The sequence below is a fragment of the Hydrogenophaga bisanensis genome (assembly GCF_042665135.1).
Lineage (GTDB): Bacteria > Pseudomonadota > Gammaproteobacteria > Burkholderiales > Burkholderiaceae_C > Hydrogenophaga > Hydrogenophaga bisanensis.
The window spans coordinates 36,017-52,855 of the sequence record NZ_JBHTBX010000012.1 but is presented as its reverse complement, the minus strand read 5'-3'; the positions used below and the strand labels follow the sequence as shown (position 1 = coordinate 52,855).

The following is a 16,839-nucleotide window of genomic DNA, read 5'->3' as shown; positions in this document are numbered from 1 at the left end:
TTGCCGACTAAAGATCCTGATACGAGCAAATACAGTTTGAAACATCGACAAACGATCTGTATCTGCCCCGCACACAGGAAGGAACGACACCATGAACGCCTCGCAAACCCGCCTCAACCCCTTCGTCCTGATGCTCGATCCGGAAGCCGTGATCAGCGCCATGGAAAGCAGCCGCGACCTGCGTGGCCTGCGTCAGCGCGTGTGCCGCCCGCTGGACAAGCCGCTGATCCCCAAGACCCATGCGGTCGCCCGCGACTACGACGCCCTGATCGACGCCGAGACCTTCATGGATGCGGGCAGCGAGGGTTACAGGGCTGCACAGCCTGCCCTGCAACTGGCGGTGCATTGATCGAGCGAAGCTCTAGCGGGCAAAGCGCCGGCGCGTGAGGGCCAGCGCGAGCCAGAAGGCTGCGACGGCATAGGCCAGCAGGACACCGATGTGCAGCAGTGCGTGGCTGGGCCACTGGTCCATGAACAGCGGACGCACCAGCTCCACCGCGTTGGTCAGCGGCAGCCAGTCGGAGACCACACGCACCACCCCCGGCAGCTGCTCGCGCGGGAAGAAGACCCCGGAGAGGAACATCATCGGGGTCAGGAACAGCGTGAAGTAGTAGGTGAAGAAGTCATAGCCCTTGGCCAGCGCGTTGAAGATCAGCGCGATGCACGAGAACGTGATGCCCGCCAGCAGCAGCGCGGGCCAGGCCAGCAGCAGTTTGGGTGAGTGGCTGATGCCCAGAGCGAGCATCACGCCCAGGATGGCGGTCACGGTGAACAGCGCCTTGAAGGCCGCCCACAGCATTTCCGCCAGCACCACATCGTCCAGCCGAACCGGCGCGTTCATGATGCCGTCCCAGGTCTTCTGCACGTGCATGCGCGAGAAGGCCGAATACAGGGCCTCGAAGCTGGCCGCATTCATCGCACTCATGCAGATGCTGCCGCTGGCCAGGAACAGGATGTAGGGCACGGCCACGCTGCCTTGCGGGGTGCTCATGTTCACCTGGCCCACCAGGGCGCCCATGCCGTAGCCAAAAGCGACCAGCCACATCAGGGGCTCGGCGATGTTGCCGACCAGGCTGGGGATGGCCAGCTTCTTCCAGACCAGCAGGTTGCGGCGGAACACCGGCCACCAGCGCAGGGACAGTTGCGGTGCGGTCCAGGGGGATGTCGGGGTGCTCATGATCAGCCTTCCTCGCGGATCTGTCGTCCGGTCAGTTTCAGGAACAGGTCTTCCAGGTTCGCGGGGCGGTGCAGGGTGCGCAGCTGGTGCAGGGGGGCCAGGGCCTGCAGCAGGGGCTGGGCGTCGGGTGTGTAGAAGAACACCGTCTCGCCGCTGACCTCCACCCGCGCCGCCAGCGCGCGCAGGCTTTCATGTTCTGCGGCCTCAGCCAGCGCCAGCGCACCGGTACCGTACACCTCGACCACCTCGGCCTCCAGATGCTGCGCAATCAGTTCGCGGGGCCGGCCCTCGGCGATCTTGCGGCCATGGTCGATGACGAGCAGCCGCGAGCACAGGCGCTCGGCCTCGTCCATGAAGTGGGTGGTCAGCAGAATGCTCTTGCCTTGCTGCAGCAGCATCTGCAGGCGCTCCCACATCAGGTGGCGGGCCTGCGGGTCCAGCCCGGTGGTCGGTTCATCCAGCAGCAGCAGGTCCGGGTCGTTGACCAGCGCACGGGCCAGCGACAGGCGACGCTTCATGCCGCCCGACAGTTCGCCGGGCTTGGCTTGCGCCTTGTGCGACAGCGCGGCAAATTCCAGCAGGCGCGGGATGCGATCCCGGATGTCCCTGTCCTTCAGGCCGAAATACCGGCCGTAGACCAGCAGGTTCTCGGCGCAGTCGAAATCCGGGTCCAGCGTGTCCATCTGGCTGACCACACCCAGGCGCGCCTTGATGGCCAGCGCGTCGCGCGGCATCTCATGGCCGAAGGCCAGCACCTGGCCCTCGTCGGGCACGGTCAGGCCCAGGCACATGCGGATGGTGGTGGTCTTGCCGGCACCGTTGGGGCCGATCACGCCCAGGCATTCGCCCGGGGCAATGTCGAAGGACAGGTCGCGGACCACCGTCTGGTCGCCGTAGCGCTTGACCAGGTGCCGGACCGAGAAGAGCGGGGAAGTCATCGGGTGATTGTGCCTGCCGCGGCGCCAGCCTGCATGGCGGCTGGCGCCTACAATCCCGGCATCCCTGTTCAAGCCCGGCCCCACGGGGTCGCCCGCCCGCCGTGTCTCTCACCCCTGCCGTCGCCCTGCAATATCTTCTGCCCAAGCGCGCCCTCACCGAGTTGGCCGGGTGGTTTGCCCGTGCCGAGGCAGGCTCGATCACGCAGGCCGCCATCCGGCGCTTCGTCAAGCGCTACCAGGTGAACATGGACGAGGCCGCGGTGTCCGACCTGACCCACTACCGCAGCTTCAACGAGTTTTTCACCCGACCGCTCAAGGCGGGTGCGCGTCCGCTGGCCGACGCCGATTTCATCTGTCCGGTCGATGGCGCCATCAGCCAGTTCGGACCCATCGCTCGGGACCAGATCTTCCAGGCCAAGGGGCACCACTACAGCACACGGGCGCTGGTGGGCGGTGATGCGGAACTGGCGCAACAGTTCGACGATGGGGCCTTTGCCACCATCTACCTCAGCCCGCGCGACTACCACCGCATCCACATGCCCAGCCAGGGCCGGTTGCGCCGCATGATCCACGTCCCCGGCGACCTGTTCTCGGTCAACCCGGCCACGGCGCTGGGGGTGCCAGGCCTGTTTGCCCGCAACGAACGCGTGGTCTGCGTGTTTGACGTGCCGCATGGCGATCAGGGCGAGACCCGGCCCTTCGTGCTGGTGCTGGTCGGCGCCACCATCGTCGGCAGCATGGCCACCACCTGGCACGGCGTGGTCAATCCGCCCCGTCCGGGCGAGATCCGCAGCTGGACCTACGACGAGCCCGCGAAGGTGCTGGGCAAGGGCGACGAAATGGGGCGCTTCCTGCTGGGCTCCACCGTGGTCATGCTGTGGCCGCGCGAGACCATCCGCTTCAACGACGGCTGGGCGCCGGCACGCCCGGTGCGACTGGGTGAAGCCATGGGCTGGCAGGTGCGCTGAACCAATCACTGAACCGGAGACTTTCATGACCACCCTGGGTACCCCGCTGTCTGCTTCCGCCACCCGTGTCATGCTGCTGGGCAGCGGCGAACTTGGCAAGGAGGTCCTGATCGCCCTGCAGCGCCTGGGCGTGGAGACCATCGCGGTCGACCGCTATGAGAACGCACCGGGTCAGCAGGTGGCGCACCATGCGCGCACGATCACCATGAGCGATCCCGACCAGCTCAAGGCCCTGATCGAAGCCGAACGTCCGCACCTGGTGGTGCCCGAGATCGAGGCGATCGCCACGCCCATGCTGGAGCAGCTTGAAGCCGCCGGCGTGGTCACGGTCATCCCGACCGCCCGTGCCGCCCGCCTGACCATGGACCGGGAAGGCATCCGGCGCCTGGCGGCCGAGACGCTGGGCCTGCCGACCAGCCCGTACCAATTCTGCGACTCTTTGCAGGAGCTGCAGGCCGCCATCGACGCCGGCATCGGCTATCCCTGCATCGTCAAGCCGGTGATGAGTTCGTCGGGCAAGGGCCAGAGCAAGATCGACGGTCCGGCCGATGTGGCCAAGGCCTGGGACTACGCCATGGCCGGTGGCCGTGTCAGCCATGGTCGCGTGATCGTCGAGGGCTTCATCGACTTCGACTACGAGATCACGCAGTTGACCGTGCGCGCCAAGGGCGCGAGTGGAGAGACGGAGACCCACTTCTGCGAACCCATCGGCCACGTGCAGGTCAGCGGCGACTATGTGGAGAGTTGGCAACCCATGGCCATGAAGCCGGCGGCCATCGAGAAGTCGCGCCAGATCGCCAAGGCCGTGACCGACAACCTGGGCGGTTTGGGCCTGTTCGGCGTGGAACTGTTTGTCAAGGGCGAACAGGTCTGGTTCAGCGAGGTCAGCCCGCGCCCGCACGACACCGGCCTGGTGACCCTGTGCACCCAGCACCAGAGCGAATTCGAGTTGCACGCCCGCGCCATCCTGGGGCTGCCGGTGGACACCAGCCTGCGCAACCCCGGCGCCAGCGCCGTGATCTACGGCGGCGTCGAGGCCCAGGGCATCGTGTTCGACGGCGTGGACGAAGCGCTGCGCGTCCCCGGTACCGACCTGCGCCTGTTTGGCAAGCCCGAGAGCTTCACCAAGCGCCGCATGGGCGTGGCGCTGGCACGGGCGCAGGACACCGATACCGCGCGCAGCAACGCCAAGCTGGCTGCCAGCAAGGTCAAACCCCGCAGGGCTTGACCTTCACTCATGCCGCAAGGCGTCGATCGGGTTGAGCTGGGCGGCGCGGCGCGCGGGAAAGTAGCCGAACACCACACCGATGCCGGCGGAGAACACGAAGCTCAGCAGGTTGATGCCCGCGTTGAAGCTGTAGGGAATGTCCATCACGGCCGACAGCCCGATGGACGCGGCGGTGGCCAGCACGATGCCGATCAGGCCGCCCAGGGCCGCCAGAACGACCGCCTCGATCAGGAACTGCAGCAGCACTTCGCGCTCCAGGGCGCCGATGGCCAGGCGCAGGCCGATCTCGCGGGTGCGCTCGGTCACGCTCACCAGCATGATGTTCATGATGCCGATGCCGCCCACCAGCAGGCTGACCGCCGCCACGGCACCCAGCAGCATGGTCATGACCCGCGTCGTGCCCGACAGGGTTTCGGCCAGTTGCTTGGTGTCCAGGATGTTGAAGTTGTTCTCCTCGCCCTCGGCCAGCTTGCGCAGCTCGCGCATCAGCTGGGTCAGCCCGGCCTTGACCCGCTCGGGGTCGCTGCCATCGGTCATGGACACCAGCAGGGTGTGGACCCGGGTGTGACCGACGATGCGCCGCTGCTGGGTGTGCAGCGGCACCACCACCACATCGTCCTGATCGTTGCCGAAGGCGCCCTGGCCCTTGGAGGCCAGCACGCCCACCACCTCGCAGGACATCTGGCGCACGCGCAGCTGGTTGCCCACGGCTGGCAGGTCGCCCCAGAGCTCGCGCCGCACCGTCTCGCCGATCAGGCAGACCGCGGCGCCAGCGCGCAATTCGTCGGGCGAGAACTCGCGGCCCTGGCGCAGCGTCCAGTTGCCGGTGACCAGCCACTCGTTGGTGGTGCCGATCACGCTGCTGGTCCAGTTGCGGCCGTTGGCCACGATGGTGGCGCTCGTGCGCGTCTCGGGTGCCACGGCCAGGATGCCGCCGATCTGCGAGGCGATCGCCTGCGCATCGCTTTCCTTGAACGAGGGCGCGCCGCCCCCCCAGCCGCCCGGGCCCATGCGCTGGCCGGGGCGGATCTGCAGCAGGTTGGTGCCCAGCCCCGAGATCTGGCTCTGCACGGCCTGGGTGGCGCCATTGCCCACCGTGACCATGGTGATGACCGCGCTGACCCCGATCACGATGCCCAGGATGGTGAGGAAGGAGCGCAGCAGGTTGCGCCGGATCGAGCGCAACGCCAGGATCAGCGTGTTAAGCCACATGACCGGCTCCCTCGGACGCGCCCTCTGGCATCAGGTGGGGGTGGGGATTGCGCTCGTCGCTGGCCACCTGCCCGTCGACGAAGCGGACCATGCGCCGGGCGTAGGCCGCCATGTCGGGTTCGTGCGTCACCATCAGCACGGTGATGCCACGCTCGACATTGAGGCGCCAGAGCAGCTCCATGATTTCATGGCTGCGCTGGGTGTCCAGGTTGCCGGTGGGTTCGTCAGCCAGCAGCACCTGCGGTTCGGTGACGATGGCCCGGGCGATGGCCACGCGTTGCTGCTGGCCGCCGGAGAGTTCGCCTGGGGTGTGGTGCTCCCAGCCCTTGAGACCAACCTGCTCCAGGGCGGCGCGGGCCGCGGCGTGGCGTTGCGTGGCGGGTTCGCCCCGGTAGATCAGCGGCAGCTCCACGTTCTCCAGAGCGGACGTCCTGGCCAGCAGGTGAAAGCCCTGGAACACGAAACCGAAGTAGCGCCGGCGCAGGCGGGCACGTTCATCCCGCGAGAGGGATTCGACGTGCACGCCGCGGAACAGGTACTCGCCGCCGCTGGGCACATCCAGGCAGCCCAGCATGTTCATCGCGGTGGATTTGCCCGAACCGCTGGGGCCCATGATGGCCACGAAGTCGCCCTGCTCGATGTCCAGATCCACGCCCTTGAGCGCCTGGAAGGCGGTGTTGCCCGCGCCGTAGACCTTGGTGATGCCGCGCAGGCGGATCAGCGGGGTGGCGCTAGCGCCGGGGCTCGTCATCGGCCCCCTCCAGCGTTCTTCTGGTCGATGATGACTTCCATGCCTTCGGCCAGACCCTCGCCGCTGACCTCGGTGTTGCGGCCGTCGGTGATGCCGGTCTTGACCGCCATCTGCACCGGCTGCCCGTTCTGCAGCACCCAGATCTGGCGTTGCCCCGGCACGCGGTTGTTCGCGGTGGCCCGCTTGGGGGCGCCCGCAGTGGGCGGGCGGGGCATGAGTTTGGAGAGCACGCTGCCTTGAGCTTGTGCGCCGTTGCCGTTGGCGGCCGGGGTGAAGCGCAGTGCCGTGTTGGGCACCAGCAGCACGTCCTTGCGTTCGGTGGCCACGATCGTGGCCGACGCGGTCATGCCCGGTCGCAGGCTCATGTCGCTGTTGTCCACCGACAGGGTGGTGGTGTAGGTGACGACGTTCTCGGTCTTGGTGGAGCCGAAGGCCACCCGCTCGATGGTCGCGGGGTAGCGCCGGGTCGGGAAGGCACTGACGGTGAAACTGGCCTTCTGGCCCACGCCCACCGCGCCCACGTCGGCTTCGTCCACCGCCACGTCCAGCTTGAGCTGGGTCAGGTCCTCGGCCACCGAGAACAGCGTGACCGCCTGCAGCGACGCGGCCACCGCGTTGCCCGGGTCGACCGAGCGGGTCAGGACCACACCGTTGATGGGCGAGCGAATTGAGGCCTTGGCCAGGTTGGTCTCGGCCGTGGACAGGGCGGCACGGGCCTGGGTCACGGCCGCCTCGCTGGCACGCTCGTTGGCCACAGCCTTGTCAGCCGAGGCGCGGGCACTGTCCAGCTCGGTGGCGGAGGGAACCTTGCCGCCCGACAGGCGCGCCACCTCTTCGTAGCGGGCCAGGGTGGCTTCGGCTTCCTTGCGGGCGGCAATCGCCTGCGACACCGCCGCCTGCGCCGATGCCAGCGCCGCACGGGACTGGGTCACCTGGTCGGTCAGTTTGGCGCTGTCGAGTTCGACCAGCACCTGCCCGGCCTTGACCCGGTCGTTGACATCGACGAACACCTTGCGCACGGTGCCGGACAGCTCGCTGCCGATATTGACCGAGCGGGTCGGCTGCAGAGTGCCGTTGGCCGAGACCGTCAGGGTGACGTCGCCGCGCCTGAGCGGCTCGGTGACGAACACGGGCGTGGCCTTCTGCGCCTGGCTACCCGACCACAGCCACCATCCGCCACCGGCTGCCAGCAGGACGGCGGCGCCCACCCAGACGGTGCTGCGCCGCCACCAGCGGGGAGGGCGGTCGGCGCCGAGCAGATCGTCGACGCGGGCATTGACAGGAGAAGAGGTGGAGTCACTCATGGCGGCATCTTTTCGGTTCATCGGTCATCCACCGGGGGCTCGGGCTGCCAGCCGCCACCCAGGGCCTTGTAGAGGCGGACGTGGTCGGCGCTCAGGCTGGCCTGCACGCTGGCGACGCTGTCCTGCGCCGACAGCAGCGTGCGCTGCGTGTCGAGCACGGAGCGGAAATCGATCAGGCCGCTGCCGTAGCGCTGGCGGGCCAGCAGCTCGGCATTCGCGGCCGCCTCGGCCGCGGCCCGCAGACGGGCCAGGCGCTCGCGGTTGCCGCGCAGGGACACCAGGGCGTCCTCCACGTCGCGCAGCGCCCCAAGCACCGCGGCCTGGTAGGCGATGCGGGCCTGTTCCAGGGTGGCATCCTGGGCCTCGACCCGGGCGCGCGCCGCACCTCCATCGAAGAGCGGGGCCGACAGGCTGCCCAGCAAGGCATTGGCCACCGTGGCCCCGCTGCCCAGGCCGCTGAGCGTCAGGGCCGACAGGCCGATCGATCCGCTCAGCCGCAAGCTGGGGTAGCGGGCCGCCTCGGCCTGGTCTCGGCGTGCCAGGGCGGCTTCAACCCGCAGGGCGGCGGTGCGCACGTCCGGGCGCTGGCGCAGGGTGTCGGCCGGCAGGGCCAGCGCCAGCGCATCGGGTGCCTGCGGGATGGCGGCGGTGGTGTCCAGCCGGGTGTGCAGCTGGGCCGGCGGCTGGCCGGTCAGCACCGACAGGGCGTGGATGGATTGCGCCACGCTGGCCTGCAGCGCCGGGATCTGGGCCTGCGTCTGCTCGTTGGCCGCCACCGACTGTTCCAGATCAAGAGACGATGCCAGACCCGCCTGAACGCGCCAGCGCGTGATCTGCAGCGTCTCCTGCTGCAGGGCCAGGTTGCGGCGGGCGATGGCCAGACGCTGCTGAAGGCCCCGAAGCTCGATGTAGGTCACGGCCACCTCGGCCGCCAGCGACACCCGGGCATCGGCCAGGGTGGTCTCGGCCGCCCGGGCGTCCGCCAGGCTGGCATCCACGCCCCGTGCGTTGCCGCCAAAAAGGTCCGGTTCCCAGCTGGCGTCGAAGGCGGCCTGGAAGCGGTTGCCCGCCGGGTTGTCGCCGGACTTGCTGCGCTGTGCCGATCCGCTGGCGCCCAGGCTCGGCCCGGCGCTTGCGCGGGTCACATCCAGAGTGGCACGGGCCTGACGCACCGCCGCCTGGGCCGAGCGCACCGTGGTGTTGCCGGTCAGCGCCTCGGACACCAGCTGAGTCAGGGTCTGGTCGCCCAGTCGCGTCCACCAGCCGGCCAGGGAGTCGGCATCGGTCCCTACGGGCGCCGCCGACCAGCCGGGGGGGATCTGGACGGCTGTGTCTGCCGGCTGGTGACCCGGGTTCGTCGCGCAGGCTGTCAGCAGCACGGCCGCCGACAGCGTCGACGCCCGCAGGAGGGTTTTTGACAGGGAACGGACACCCGGTGGGTGGTGCAATCTGGCCTGATCCATGCATGAATTGTCCCGCCGGAGCGCGGCGAAACGGTGTCGGTGATGTGAACGCCCTGTAAAGCCTTCGGGTAATGCGGGCCGGGTGCTACTGGAAAGCGACTTCGGCAAAGCTGCGCAGCTTGCGGCTGTGCAACTGGTCCACGCCGCCTTCGCGCAGGCGGTCGATGGCGCAGATGCCGATGCGCAGGTGCTGATCGACACGTTCGCGGTAGAAATGGTTCGCCATGCCGGGCAGCTTGATTTCGCCATGCAGCGGCTTGTCGCTCACGCACAGCAGGGTGCCGTAGGGCACACGGAACCGGAATCCGTTGGCGGCAATCGTGGCGCTTTCCATGTCCAGAGCCACGGCACGGCTCTGGCTGAAGCGGCGCTGCGGTGTGCTGGGCACGTTGCGGGTGGGCAGCAGTTCCCAGTTGCGGTTGTCCGTGCTGGCCACGGTGCCGGTGCGCATGATGCGCTTGAGTTCATGCGGGGGAACCCCGGTGACGTCGGCCACCGCCGATTCCAGCGCCAGCTGGATTTCAGCCAGTGCCGGGATCGGCACCCACAGCGGCAGTTCCTCGTCCAGCACATGGTCTTCCCGGACGTAGGCATGCGCCAGCACATAGTCGCCCAGTTGCTGGCTGGTGCGAAGGCCGGCGCAGTGACCCAGCATCAGCCAGGCGTGTGGACGCAGCACGGCGATGTGGTCGGTGATGGTCTTGGCGTTGGCCGGCCCCACGCCGATGTTGACCATGGTGATGCCGCTGCGGTCCTCGCGCAGCAGGTGGTAGGCCGGCATCTGGGGCAGCCGGGGCAGGGCCTTGCCCAGGGCGTCGGCGGCCTGCGCGCTCAGGCCGGCGCGGCGGGTGACGATGTTGCCTGGCTCGACAAAGGCGATGTAGTCGCTGTGGGCATCGGCCATCTCGGCATGCCCGAGCTTGATGAACTCGTCGATGTAGAACTGGTAGTTGGTGAACAGCACGAAGTTCTGGAACCACTCTGGCGCGGTGCCGGTGTAGTGGCGCAGGCGCTGCAGCGAGTAGTCCACCCGAGGTGCGGTGAACAGCGACAGCGGCTGTGCCTCGCCGGGCGCCGGCTCGTGGGTGCCGTTGGCGATGCCGTCGTCCATCACCGCCAGGTCCGGCAGGTCGAACACGTCGCGCATCAGGGCGCGGCGCGCAGCGTCCATGTCGCCTTCGACGTGATCGTGTTCGGCAAACGAGAAGTGGATCGGGATCGGCTGGGTGCTGGTGCCGACCTCCAGTTCGCCACCGTGGTTGGCCAGCAGCAGGCGGAACTGTTCGCGGTAATAGTCGGCGTACAGGTCGGGGCGCGTGAGCGTGGTCTCGTAGCGGCCCGGCCCGGCGACGAAACCGTAGCTCAGGCGCCGGTGGTGCCCTCCCTGCTGCACCACGCTGTGCGTGTGCAGCCGCACGAACGGATAGCAGGCCCGCACACGGGCACCGCCCATGTCGCGGCCGCCCACGAAGTCGCGCAGGGACTGTCGCAGAAAGCCGATGCTGTGCTCGTAGATCGCCTGCACCTGGGCCAGGGCGGCGTCGGGGTCGCGAAATCGTACCGGGGCAGTAAAGTCGGGGGTATGGAGCATGGTGGGTCTATTGTGGACCGACCGGCTGAACCCGATGTGACAGAGGCGCAGGAGACCGTGCTGGATCTGATGACGACCGAGGCAGGACGGGCCGCCGCCGTGCTGGCGGCCGCGCTGGGCTGTGGCCTGCTGATCGGTATCGAGCGTGAACGCCGCAAGGGCAGTGGCCCTGGCCGTGCGTTCGCCGGTGTGCGCACGTTTTCCCTCACCAGCGTGCTGGGGGCGGCGGGGGCGCTCAGCGGCCAGGTGGCCCTGCTGGCCATTGGCGCGGCCTTTGTTGCCGGCCTGGGTCTGATGGCGTACTGGCGTGACCGGTCCGACGATCCGGGGGTGACGACCGAGATTGCGCTGCTCCTGACGTATGTGATCGGTGCGCTCGCGGCCTGGCACATGCCGATCGCCGCCGGCTTGGCCGTGGGCATGACCGGTCTGCTGGCGGCCAGGGCCCGGCTGCACCAGCTGGCCCGTCAGTGGCTCAGCCCGGGTGAGGTGCGCGATGGCATCGTGCTGGCGGCGCTGGTGCTGATGGCCTTGCCGCTGGTGCCTGACCGGCCCCTCTGGGGCAATGTGCTCAACCCGCACGTGATCCTCCAACTGCTGGCACTGCTGCTGGCGGTGCAGTCCCTGGCGCATTTCTGTCGCCGCCTGCTGGAGGCTCGTCAGGCGGTGGCCTTCTCGGCACTGGCCTCCGGCTTTGTGTCCAGCACGGCCACCATCGCCACGCTGGGGTTGGCCGTGCGTGAACAGCGGGCCGATGCGCGCCTGATGGCGGCGGGGGGACTGTTTTCCTGCGTGTCCACCCAGCTGCAACTGCTGCTGGTGGCCTCGGCTGTGCGGCCCGAATGGCTGCGCGTGCTCTGGCTGCCGGCCTTGGGCGCCGCCGTGCTGGCGGCGGCCTGGGGCTGGTGGCTGCTGCGCACCGACGGTGAGGCCCCTGCCGATGGCGTGGTGTCCTCGCCCCGCATTGAAGGCTTCCCGTCATCCGGCACCGACCGCATGTTCAGCCTTCAGGGCGCCGCCGCGGTGGCCGCGTTGCTGGCGGGCATCCAGGCGCTGGTGCATGGCATGGAGCTGTGGCTGGGTCGGGGCGGCCTGATTGCCGGTACCCTGCTGGCGGCGCTCGCCGACCTGCACTCGGCGTTGGCCGCGGCCTTCCTGTCGGCTGGACCGCAAGCCGGGGGCACCGCCGTGCTGGCCGTGGTGCTGGCCTTGCTGGTGCATGCCGGCAGCAAGAGCCTGACCGCTGGTCTCGTGGGGGGCTGGCGCTACCTGGCCTGGCTGGCGCCGGGCCTGTGGGTGCACTCTCTGCTGGCGGCTGCCGGCATCTGGTGGCTGGCCGGACGCTGAGGCGGAGGGTTCAGGATCGCGCCGGCTCCCGCATGGTCACGAACTCCTCGGCCGCGGTGGGATGGATACCGATCGTGCTGTCGAACACCGCCTTGGTGGCGCCGGCTTTCATGGCTACGGCAAAACCCTGGACGATCTCGCCCGCCTCGGCGCCGACCATGTGCAGGCCCACCACGCGGTCGGTGGCGGTATCCACCACCAGCTTCATCAGTGTGCGCTCACTGCTGCCCGAGAGTGTGTGCCGCAGCGCCCTGAACTCGCTGCGGAAGATGGTGATGGCGCCAAAGCGTTCGCGCGCCTGTGCCTCGGTCAGACCCACGGTACCGATGTTGGGATGGGTGAAGACGGCGGTGGGGATGAACTCGTAGCTCATGCTGCGCGGCACCTTGCCCGGCGCAGGGCCGAACAGCTGGTCGACCACCACCATGGCCTCGCCCAGTGCCACCGGGGTCAGCTGGACCCGGTTGGTCACGTCGCCCACCGCCCAGATGCTGGGCACGTTGGTGCGGTAGTGCTCGTCGACGATCACCTCACCCTGGCCGCCCTGGGCCACGCCCACGGCTTCCAGACCCAGACCCTGCACATTGGGTTGGCGGCCGGTGGCGTACAGCACCGCATCGGCCATGACCACGTTGCCGTCTTCCAGTTCGGCGCGCAGACCGTCGTCGGTCTTGCGAATATCGACCACGCCGGCGTTCAGGCGCAGGTCCACACCGGCCTTGAGCATCTCGCCCGCGACGAAGTGGCGGATCTCGTCATCGAAGCCGCGCAGCACCTGTTCGCCCCGGTACAGCTGCGTGACTTTCGCGCCCATGCCATTGAAGATGGAGGCGAACTCGCAGGCGATGTAGCCACCACCGACCACCAGCAGGCGCTGCGGGAAGGGTTCCAGATCGAACACCTCGTTGGAGGTGATCACATGCTCGCGGCCCACGAAGTGCGGCACGAAGGGCGTGCCGCCGGTGGCGATCAGGATGTTGGCCGCCGTGAAGGACTGGTGGCCAGGGGAGCCATCGGCATTGAGTGTGGCCACTGTCACCGCGTGCGGGCCGTCGATTCGGGCAAAGCCGTTGATGACGGTGACGCCCGAGCCGCGCAGCAGGTTGGCGTAGACGCCGTTGAGGCGACTGATTTCCTTGGCGCGGTTGGCCTTGAGGGTGGACCAGTTCAGCGAAGGCCTCTCGCCCTCCCAGCCATAGCCGTGGGACTCTTCAAACGACTCGGCGTAGTGCGCGGCGTAGCTGTAGAGCTTCTTGGGGATGCAGCCGACGTTGACGCAGGTGCCGCCCAGGCCATCGGTGCCCAGGGTTTCGGCCATGGCCACTCGGCCACCACGCCCGGCGGCCATTCGGGCGGCGCGCACGCCACCGCTGCCGCCACCAATGACGAACAGGTCAAAATCGAAATTGCTCATGATGTCCTCAGCGCCGGCACAGAGGTCCGCCGGCATGGTCGGTCATCTTAAGCCTTGGTCAACGACCTTGCAGGCCAGTTGGACAGGGGCCGATCAGTCGGCCCGGGCCAGAGCCTCCGCTTGCCTGAGCACGCGCCGACGCGCCATCTCGCGGCCCATGCCGACGGTGTCCAGTCCTGCCAGGCGTTGGCGTGCCTGGGGATAGGCGATCGATTCCTCCAGCAGGATGTGGTCCAGGTACAGCGCCTCGAACACATCGAGTGCGTGGCGCAACTCCACCGGGTCGAACCACAGGTTGCCGTTGGCGGCGGCTTCCAGAGAAGGGGCGATCTGCAGCCAGTTCTCTTCCAGCCAGCCGTGGTCCTGCACCAGATGCTCGGTCGCCTGGACCACCGCGGGGTCCTGGCTGGCCAGCAGCGTGGGGAAGATGTGCTTTTCCTCGTCCAGATGGTGCTGCCGGGCTTCGCCACTGAAGTAGTTCAGCACGCGCCGGGCCTTTTCCCGGTTGGCCTGATTCAATCCATCGGATTCGATGGCATCGACCAGTTCGTGCAGCTGGCGAATGTGCTGCTGGATGTCCCGGTGGGTCTGGTCCAGGAACTCGAAGACGGCGATGGCAACGGGTGCGGCAGCCATGGTGGACTCCTTCAAGGTGATGGGCCCATTCTGGAGGTGCTGCGCCGCCGCAATTTGATCTGCCTCAACAAAAAAGCCCGCCGAAGCGGGCTCCCGACGGAATGCAGGCCGTGATCAGTAGGTGTACACGCCGCGGCCGGTCTTGCGGCCGAGCCAGCCCGCGGCCACCATTTCCTTGAGCAAGGGGGCGGGACGGTACTTGCTGTCGTTGAACTCGGCCATGTAGACGTTCATCACGGCCAGGCAGACGTCCAGGCCGATCATGTCGGCCAGGGCCAGTGGGCCGATGGGCTGGTTGGTGCCCAGCTTCATGCCGGCGTCGATGTCTTCCGGCGTGGCCAGACCCTCGGCCAGCACGAAGAAGGCCTCGTTGATCATGGGCACCAGGATGCGGTTGACCACGAAGCCGGGTGCGTTCTTCACGGTGATCGGGGTCTTGCCCAGGGCCTCGGCCAGCGCCTTGACGGCGTCGTGCGTGGCGTCGCTGGTTTGCAGGCCGCGGATGATCTCCACCAGCGCCATCATGGGCACCGGGTTGAAGAAGTGCATGCCGATGAAGCGGTCGGCCCGCTGGGTGGCCGCCGCCAGCTTGGTGATGCTGATCGAGCTGGTGTTGGTGGCCACGATCACCTCGGGGGCCAGGATGCCGTCGAGCTGCTGCAGGATCTTGACCTTCAGGGCCTCGTTCTCGGTCGCGGCCTCGATGACCAGCTGGGCGCCCTTGAGGTCTTCGTAATTCGTGGACCCCTGGATCAGCGACAGCGCCTGGGCCTTGCCTTCGGCGGTCAGTTTGTCCTTCTTGATCAGGCGGTCCAGGCTACCGGCGATCGTGGCCAGCCCCTTGTCGACGGCCGCCTGGGCCACATCGATCATGACGACGCGGATGCCGCTGACGGCACAGGCCTGTGCAATGCCGTTGCCCATGGTGCCGGCGCCGATGATGCCGACGGTCTGGATCTTGCTCATTTCGTAATCACTCCTGCCAATTGTTGGAAAGTCGTTGGGGTCAACCTGGATTCTGCGACGCACATCAGGGCCGCAGGTGCTGTGGCGTCCCACAGGTGTCCTGTCTAGGCTGGGGAACCTAACCATTCATCAGGGCCTGTGCTAACTTGCCTGCACATTGTCGCGCACCGTCTTGCAGACAGATGACAGGCCCGTGCGCCCAGGAGACACAAGCACATGTACGACACCATCATCGTGGGCGGAGGATCTGCCGGTTGCGCCCTGGCGGGACGCCTGAGCGAGGACCCGGGCCATCGAGTCGCCCTCATCGAGGCGGGACCCGCCGACCGCAGCGTCCTCATCCACTGCCCAGGTGGGCTGGCCGTGATGGCCAAGTACCAGCTCAACGGCTGGGGTTACCACACCGTGCCGCAGCCGGGGCTGCATGGCCGGCGCGGCTACCAGCCGCGCGGCAAGGTGATGGGCGGGTCGAGTTCGATCAACGCCATGATCTACGCCCGAGGCCATGCGCGCGACTACGACGACTGGGCGGCCCAGGGCAACCCGGGCTGGTCTTTTCAGGACGTACTGCCGTACTTCAAGCGCTCCGAGCACAACGAGCGCGGCGCCGACGACTGGCACGGCCAGGGCGGACCGCTCAATGTGATGGACCTGCGCAGCCCCAACCCTTTCCTGCCGCACTTCCTTGAGGCAGGTCGCCAGGCCGGCTACCCCATCAACGACGATTTCAACGGTCCTCAGCAGGAAGGCATCGGTGTCTATCAAGTGACCCACCGCAACGGCGAGCGCTTCAGTGCCGCCAAGGCCTATGTCACCCCGCACCTGGGCCGCAGCAACCTGCAGGTGTTCACCGACAGCCTGACTTCCCGGGTGCTCACCGAGGTGCGTGATGGCCAGGTGCGCGCCACCGGTGTGGAGTTGCGCGGGCAGGGCGGCCGTGGTGTGCCACAGCATTTGATGCTCAAGCCCGGGGGTGAGGTGGTGCTCAGTGCCGGCGCCTTCGGGTCCCCGCAACTGCTCATGCTCTCGGGCATCGGGCCGGCGGATCACCTGCGCGAGCACGGCATCGCGGTGGTTCGCGACCTGCCCGGTGTCGGTGCCAATCTGCACGACCACCCGGATGTGGTGATGGTGGTCAACGCCCCTCAGGTGACCGACCTGTTCGGCCTGTCCCTGACCGGTGCCTGGAACATGCTCAAGGGCATTGGCGAATGGCGTCGCTCCCGCCGCGGCATGCTGACCACCAACTTCGCCGAAGCGGGGGGATTCATCCGCAGCGCCGCCGATGAACCGATCCCGGACCTGCAATTGCACTTCGTGGTGGGCAAGCTGGTCGATCATGGCCGAAAGACGGTGTTCGGTCACGGCTATTCCTGTCACGTCTGCCTGCTGCGGCCGCGCAGCCGGGGCAGCCTGCGGCTGGCCAGTGCCGACCCGCAGGTGGCACCGCTGATCGATCCCGCCTTTCTGCAGGACCCGGACGATGTGCGGCGCCTCGTGCAGGGTTTCAAGCTCACCCGCGAGCTGCTCTCGCAGCCGGCGCTGGCCCGCCACGGCGGCCGGGAGTCGGCGGCGTCGGCCGAGGCCCGCAGCGATGCCCAGATCGAGCAGTTCATCCGCCACCATGCCGACACCATCTACCACCCGGTGGGCACCTGCCGAATGGGCCCGGACGAAGGCGCCGTGGTCGATGCCCGGCTCCGGGTGCACGGCGTCAGCGGCTTGCGCGTGGTGGATGCGTCCATCATGCCCAGCGTCGTGGGTGGCAACACCAATGCCCCGAGCATGATGATCGCCGAGAAGGCGGCGGATATGATCCGGGAAGACCGATCCGCTTCCTGAGA

Annotated in this window: 15 protein-coding genes; 5 read left to right on the top strand and 10 right to left on the bottom strand. The window is 67.9% G+C overall.

Annotated features, from left to right (window positions below; translation table 11 throughout):
- Positions 1-91: 91 nt before the first annotated feature.
- Positions 92-349 carry a hypothetical protein gene (locus ACFQNJ_RS15800; RefSeq protein ID WP_382259299.1) on the top strand — a complete coding sequence of 86 codons (258 nt, stop codon included), beginning with the start codon at positions 92-94 and terminating at the stop codon, positions 347-349.
- Between the two features lie 12 nt (positions 350-361).
- On the opposite strand, the gene ACFQNJ_RS15795 is transcribed toward ACFQNJ_RS15800, so the two are convergent.
- Both ACFQNJ_RS15795 and ACFQNJ_RS15790 read right to left on the bottom strand, forming a co-directional pair.
- Positions 362-1,177 carry an ABC transporter permease gene (locus ACFQNJ_RS15795; protein ID WP_382259297.1) on the bottom strand — a complete coding sequence of 272 codons (816 nt, stop codon included), beginning with the start codon at positions 1,175-1,177 and terminating at the stop codon, positions 362-364.
- Between the two features lie 2 nt (positions 1,178-1,179).
- Entirely contained in the window at positions 1,180-2,115 is a 936-nt protein-coding gene (locus tag ACFQNJ_RS15790) for an ATP-binding cassette domain-containing protein (protein WP_382259295.1), read from the bottom strand.
- A 101-nt stretch (positions 2,116-2,216) separates the two neighbouring features.
- Here ACFQNJ_RS15790 and asd point away from each other — a divergent pair, with 101 nt between their 5' ends.
- Both asd and purT read left to right on the top strand, forming a co-directional pair.
- On the top strand, positions 2,217-3,083 hold the full coding sequence (gene asd, locus ACFQNJ_RS15785; RefSeq protein WP_382259293.1) for an archaetidylserine decarboxylase: 867 nt from the start codon (positions 2,217-2,219) through the stop codon (positions 3,081-3,083).
- Between the two features lie 25 nt (positions 3,084-3,108).
- Positions 3,109-4,311, top strand: a complete 1,203-nt coding sequence (purT, locus tag ACFQNJ_RS15780; protein WP_382259291.1) for a formate-dependent phosphoribosylglycinamide formyltransferase — start codon at positions 3,109-3,111, stop codon at positions 4,309-4,311.
- A 3-nt stretch (positions 4,312-4,314) separates the two neighbouring features.
- Here the strand turns inward: purT and ACFQNJ_RS15775 are convergent, their stop codons facing one another.
- The 5 genes from ACFQNJ_RS15775 to ACFQNJ_RS15755 form a co-directional block, all read right to left on the bottom strand.
- The gene (locus ACFQNJ_RS15775) at positions 4,315-5,523 is read right to left on the bottom strand and encodes an ABC transporter permease (protein ID WP_374639552.1); all 1,209 of its coding nucleotides are present in this window, start codon (positions 5,521-5,523) and stop codon (positions 4,315-4,317) included.
- Positions 5,513-6,274, bottom strand: coding sequence for an ABC transporter ATP-binding protein (locus ACFQNJ_RS15770; protein WP_382259289.1), 762 nt, complete (start codon positions 6,272-6,274; stop codon positions 5,513-5,515). Before ACFQNJ_RS15770 ends, ACFQNJ_RS15775 begins: the two co-directional genes overlap by 11 nt.
- Positions 6,271-7,578 (bottom strand): efflux RND transporter periplasmic adaptor subunit, encoded by a 1,308-nt coding sequence (locus ACFQNJ_RS15765; protein WP_382259287.1) that lies wholly within the window; start codon positions 7,576-7,578, stop codon positions 6,271-6,273. The genes ACFQNJ_RS15770 and ACFQNJ_RS15765 overlap by 4 nt, the downstream gene beginning before the upstream one ends.
- Before the next feature lie 17 nt (positions 7,579-7,595).
- Positions 7,596-9,041, bottom strand: a complete 1,446-nt coding sequence (locus tag ACFQNJ_RS15760) for an efflux transporter outer membrane subunit (RefSeq protein WP_382259285.1) — start codon at positions 9,039-9,041, stop codon at positions 7,596-7,598.
- An 85-nt stretch (positions 9,042-9,126) separates the two neighbouring features.
- Positions 9,127-10,632: an AMP nucleosidase gene (locus tag ACFQNJ_RS15755; RefSeq protein WP_382259283.1), complete on the bottom strand. Its 1,506-nt coding sequence runs from the start codon at positions 10,630-10,632 to the stop codon at positions 9,127-9,129.
- Positions 10,633-10,644: 12 nt separating this feature from the next.
- Between ACFQNJ_RS15755 and ACFQNJ_RS15750 the strand changes: the two genes are divergently transcribed.
- Complete coding sequence (locus ACFQNJ_RS15750) at positions 10,645-11,979, top strand: MgtC/SapB family protein (RefSeq protein ID WP_382259281.1); 1,335 nt, start codon at positions 10,645-10,647, stop codon at positions 11,977-11,979.
- 10 nt (positions 11,980-11,989) lie between these two features.
- On the opposite strand, the gene gorA is transcribed toward ACFQNJ_RS15750, so the two are convergent.
- The 3 genes from gorA to ACFQNJ_RS15735 all read right to left on the bottom strand — a co-directional run bounded on the left by gorA (position 11,990) and on the right by ACFQNJ_RS15735 (position 14,995).
- Complete coding sequence (gene gorA, locus ACFQNJ_RS15745; protein WP_382259279.1) at positions 11,990-13,393, bottom strand: glutathione-disulfide reductase; 1,404 nt, start codon at positions 13,391-13,393, stop codon at positions 11,990-11,992.
- Positions 13,394-13,486: 93 nt separating this feature from the next.
- Positions 13,487-14,029 (bottom strand): hemerythrin domain-containing protein, encoded by a 543-nt coding sequence (locus ACFQNJ_RS15740; protein WP_382259277.1) that lies wholly within the window; start codon positions 14,027-14,029, stop codon positions 13,487-13,489.
- A gap of 114 nt (positions 14,030-14,143) precedes the next feature.
- The gene (locus ACFQNJ_RS15735) at positions 14,144-14,995 is read right to left on the bottom strand and encodes a 3-hydroxybutyryl-CoA dehydrogenase (protein ID WP_382259275.1); all 852 of its coding nucleotides are present in this window, start codon (positions 14,993-14,995) and stop codon (positions 14,144-14,146) included.
- Positions 14,996-15,211: 216 nt separating this feature from the next.
- Here ACFQNJ_RS15735 and ACFQNJ_RS15730 point away from each other — a divergent pair, with 216 nt between their 5' ends.
- Positions 15,212-16,837 (top strand): GMC family oxidoreductase, encoded by a 1,626-nt coding sequence (locus ACFQNJ_RS15730; protein WP_382259273.1) that lies wholly within the window; start codon positions 15,212-15,214, stop codon positions 16,835-16,837.
- Positions 16,838-16,839 lie beyond the last annotated feature (2 nt).

What these genes read in the sequence shown, in the direction of transcription:
- ACFQNJ_RS15730 (WP_382259273.1), top strand. Translation starts at nt 15,212, where the DNA reads ATGTACGACACCATCATCGTGGGCGGAGGATCTGCCGGTTGCGCCCTG.
- ACFQNJ_RS15770 (WP_382259289.1), bottom strand. Translation starts at nt 6,274, where the DNA reads ATGACGAGCCCCGGCGCTAGCGCCACCCCGCTGATCCGCCTGCGCGGC.
- ACFQNJ_RS15760 (WP_382259285.1), bottom strand. Translation starts at nt 9,041, where the DNA reads ATGGATCAGGCCAGATTGCACCACCCACCGGGTGTCCGTTCCCTGTCA.
- ACFQNJ_RS15740 (WP_382259277.1), bottom strand. Translation starts at nt 14,029, where the DNA reads ATGGCTGCCGCACCCGTTGCCATCGCCGTCTTCGAGTTCCTGGACCAG.
- ACFQNJ_RS15790 (WP_382259295.1), bottom strand. Translation starts at nt 2,115, where the DNA reads ATGACTTCCCCGCTCTTCTCGGTCCGGCACCTGGTCAAGCGCTACGGC.
- ACFQNJ_RS15775 (WP_374639552.1), bottom strand. Translation starts at nt 5,523, where the DNA reads ATGTGGCTTAACACGCTGATCCTGGCGTTGCGCTCGATCCGGCGCAAC.
- gorA (WP_382259279.1), bottom strand. Translation starts at nt 13,393, where the DNA reads ATGAGCAATTTCGATTTTGACCTGTTCGTCATTGGTGGCGGCAGCGGT.
- ACFQNJ_RS15800 (WP_382259299.1), top strand. Translation starts at nt 92, where the DNA reads ATGAACGCCTCGCAAACCCGCCTCAACCCCTTCGTCCTGATGCTCGAT.
- ACFQNJ_RS15765 (WP_382259287.1), bottom strand. Translation starts at nt 7,578, where the DNA reads ATGAGTGACTCCACCTCTTCTCCTGTCAATGCCCGCGTCGACGATCTG.
- ACFQNJ_RS15755 (WP_382259283.1), bottom strand. Translation starts at nt 10,632, where the DNA reads ATGCTCCATACCCCCGACTTTACTGCCCCGGTACGATTTCGCGACCCC.
- purT (WP_382259291.1), top strand. Translation starts at nt 3,109, where the DNA reads ATGACCACCCTGGGTACCCCGCTGTCTGCTTCCGCCACCCGTGTCATG.
- ACFQNJ_RS15795 (WP_382259297.1), bottom strand. Translation starts at nt 1,177, where the DNA reads ATGAGCACCCCGACATCCCCCTGGACCGCACCGCAACTGTCCCTGCGC.
- ACFQNJ_RS15735 (WP_382259275.1), bottom strand. Translation starts at nt 14,995, where the DNA reads ATGAGCAAGATCCAGACCGTCGGCATCATCGGCGCCGGCACCATGGGC.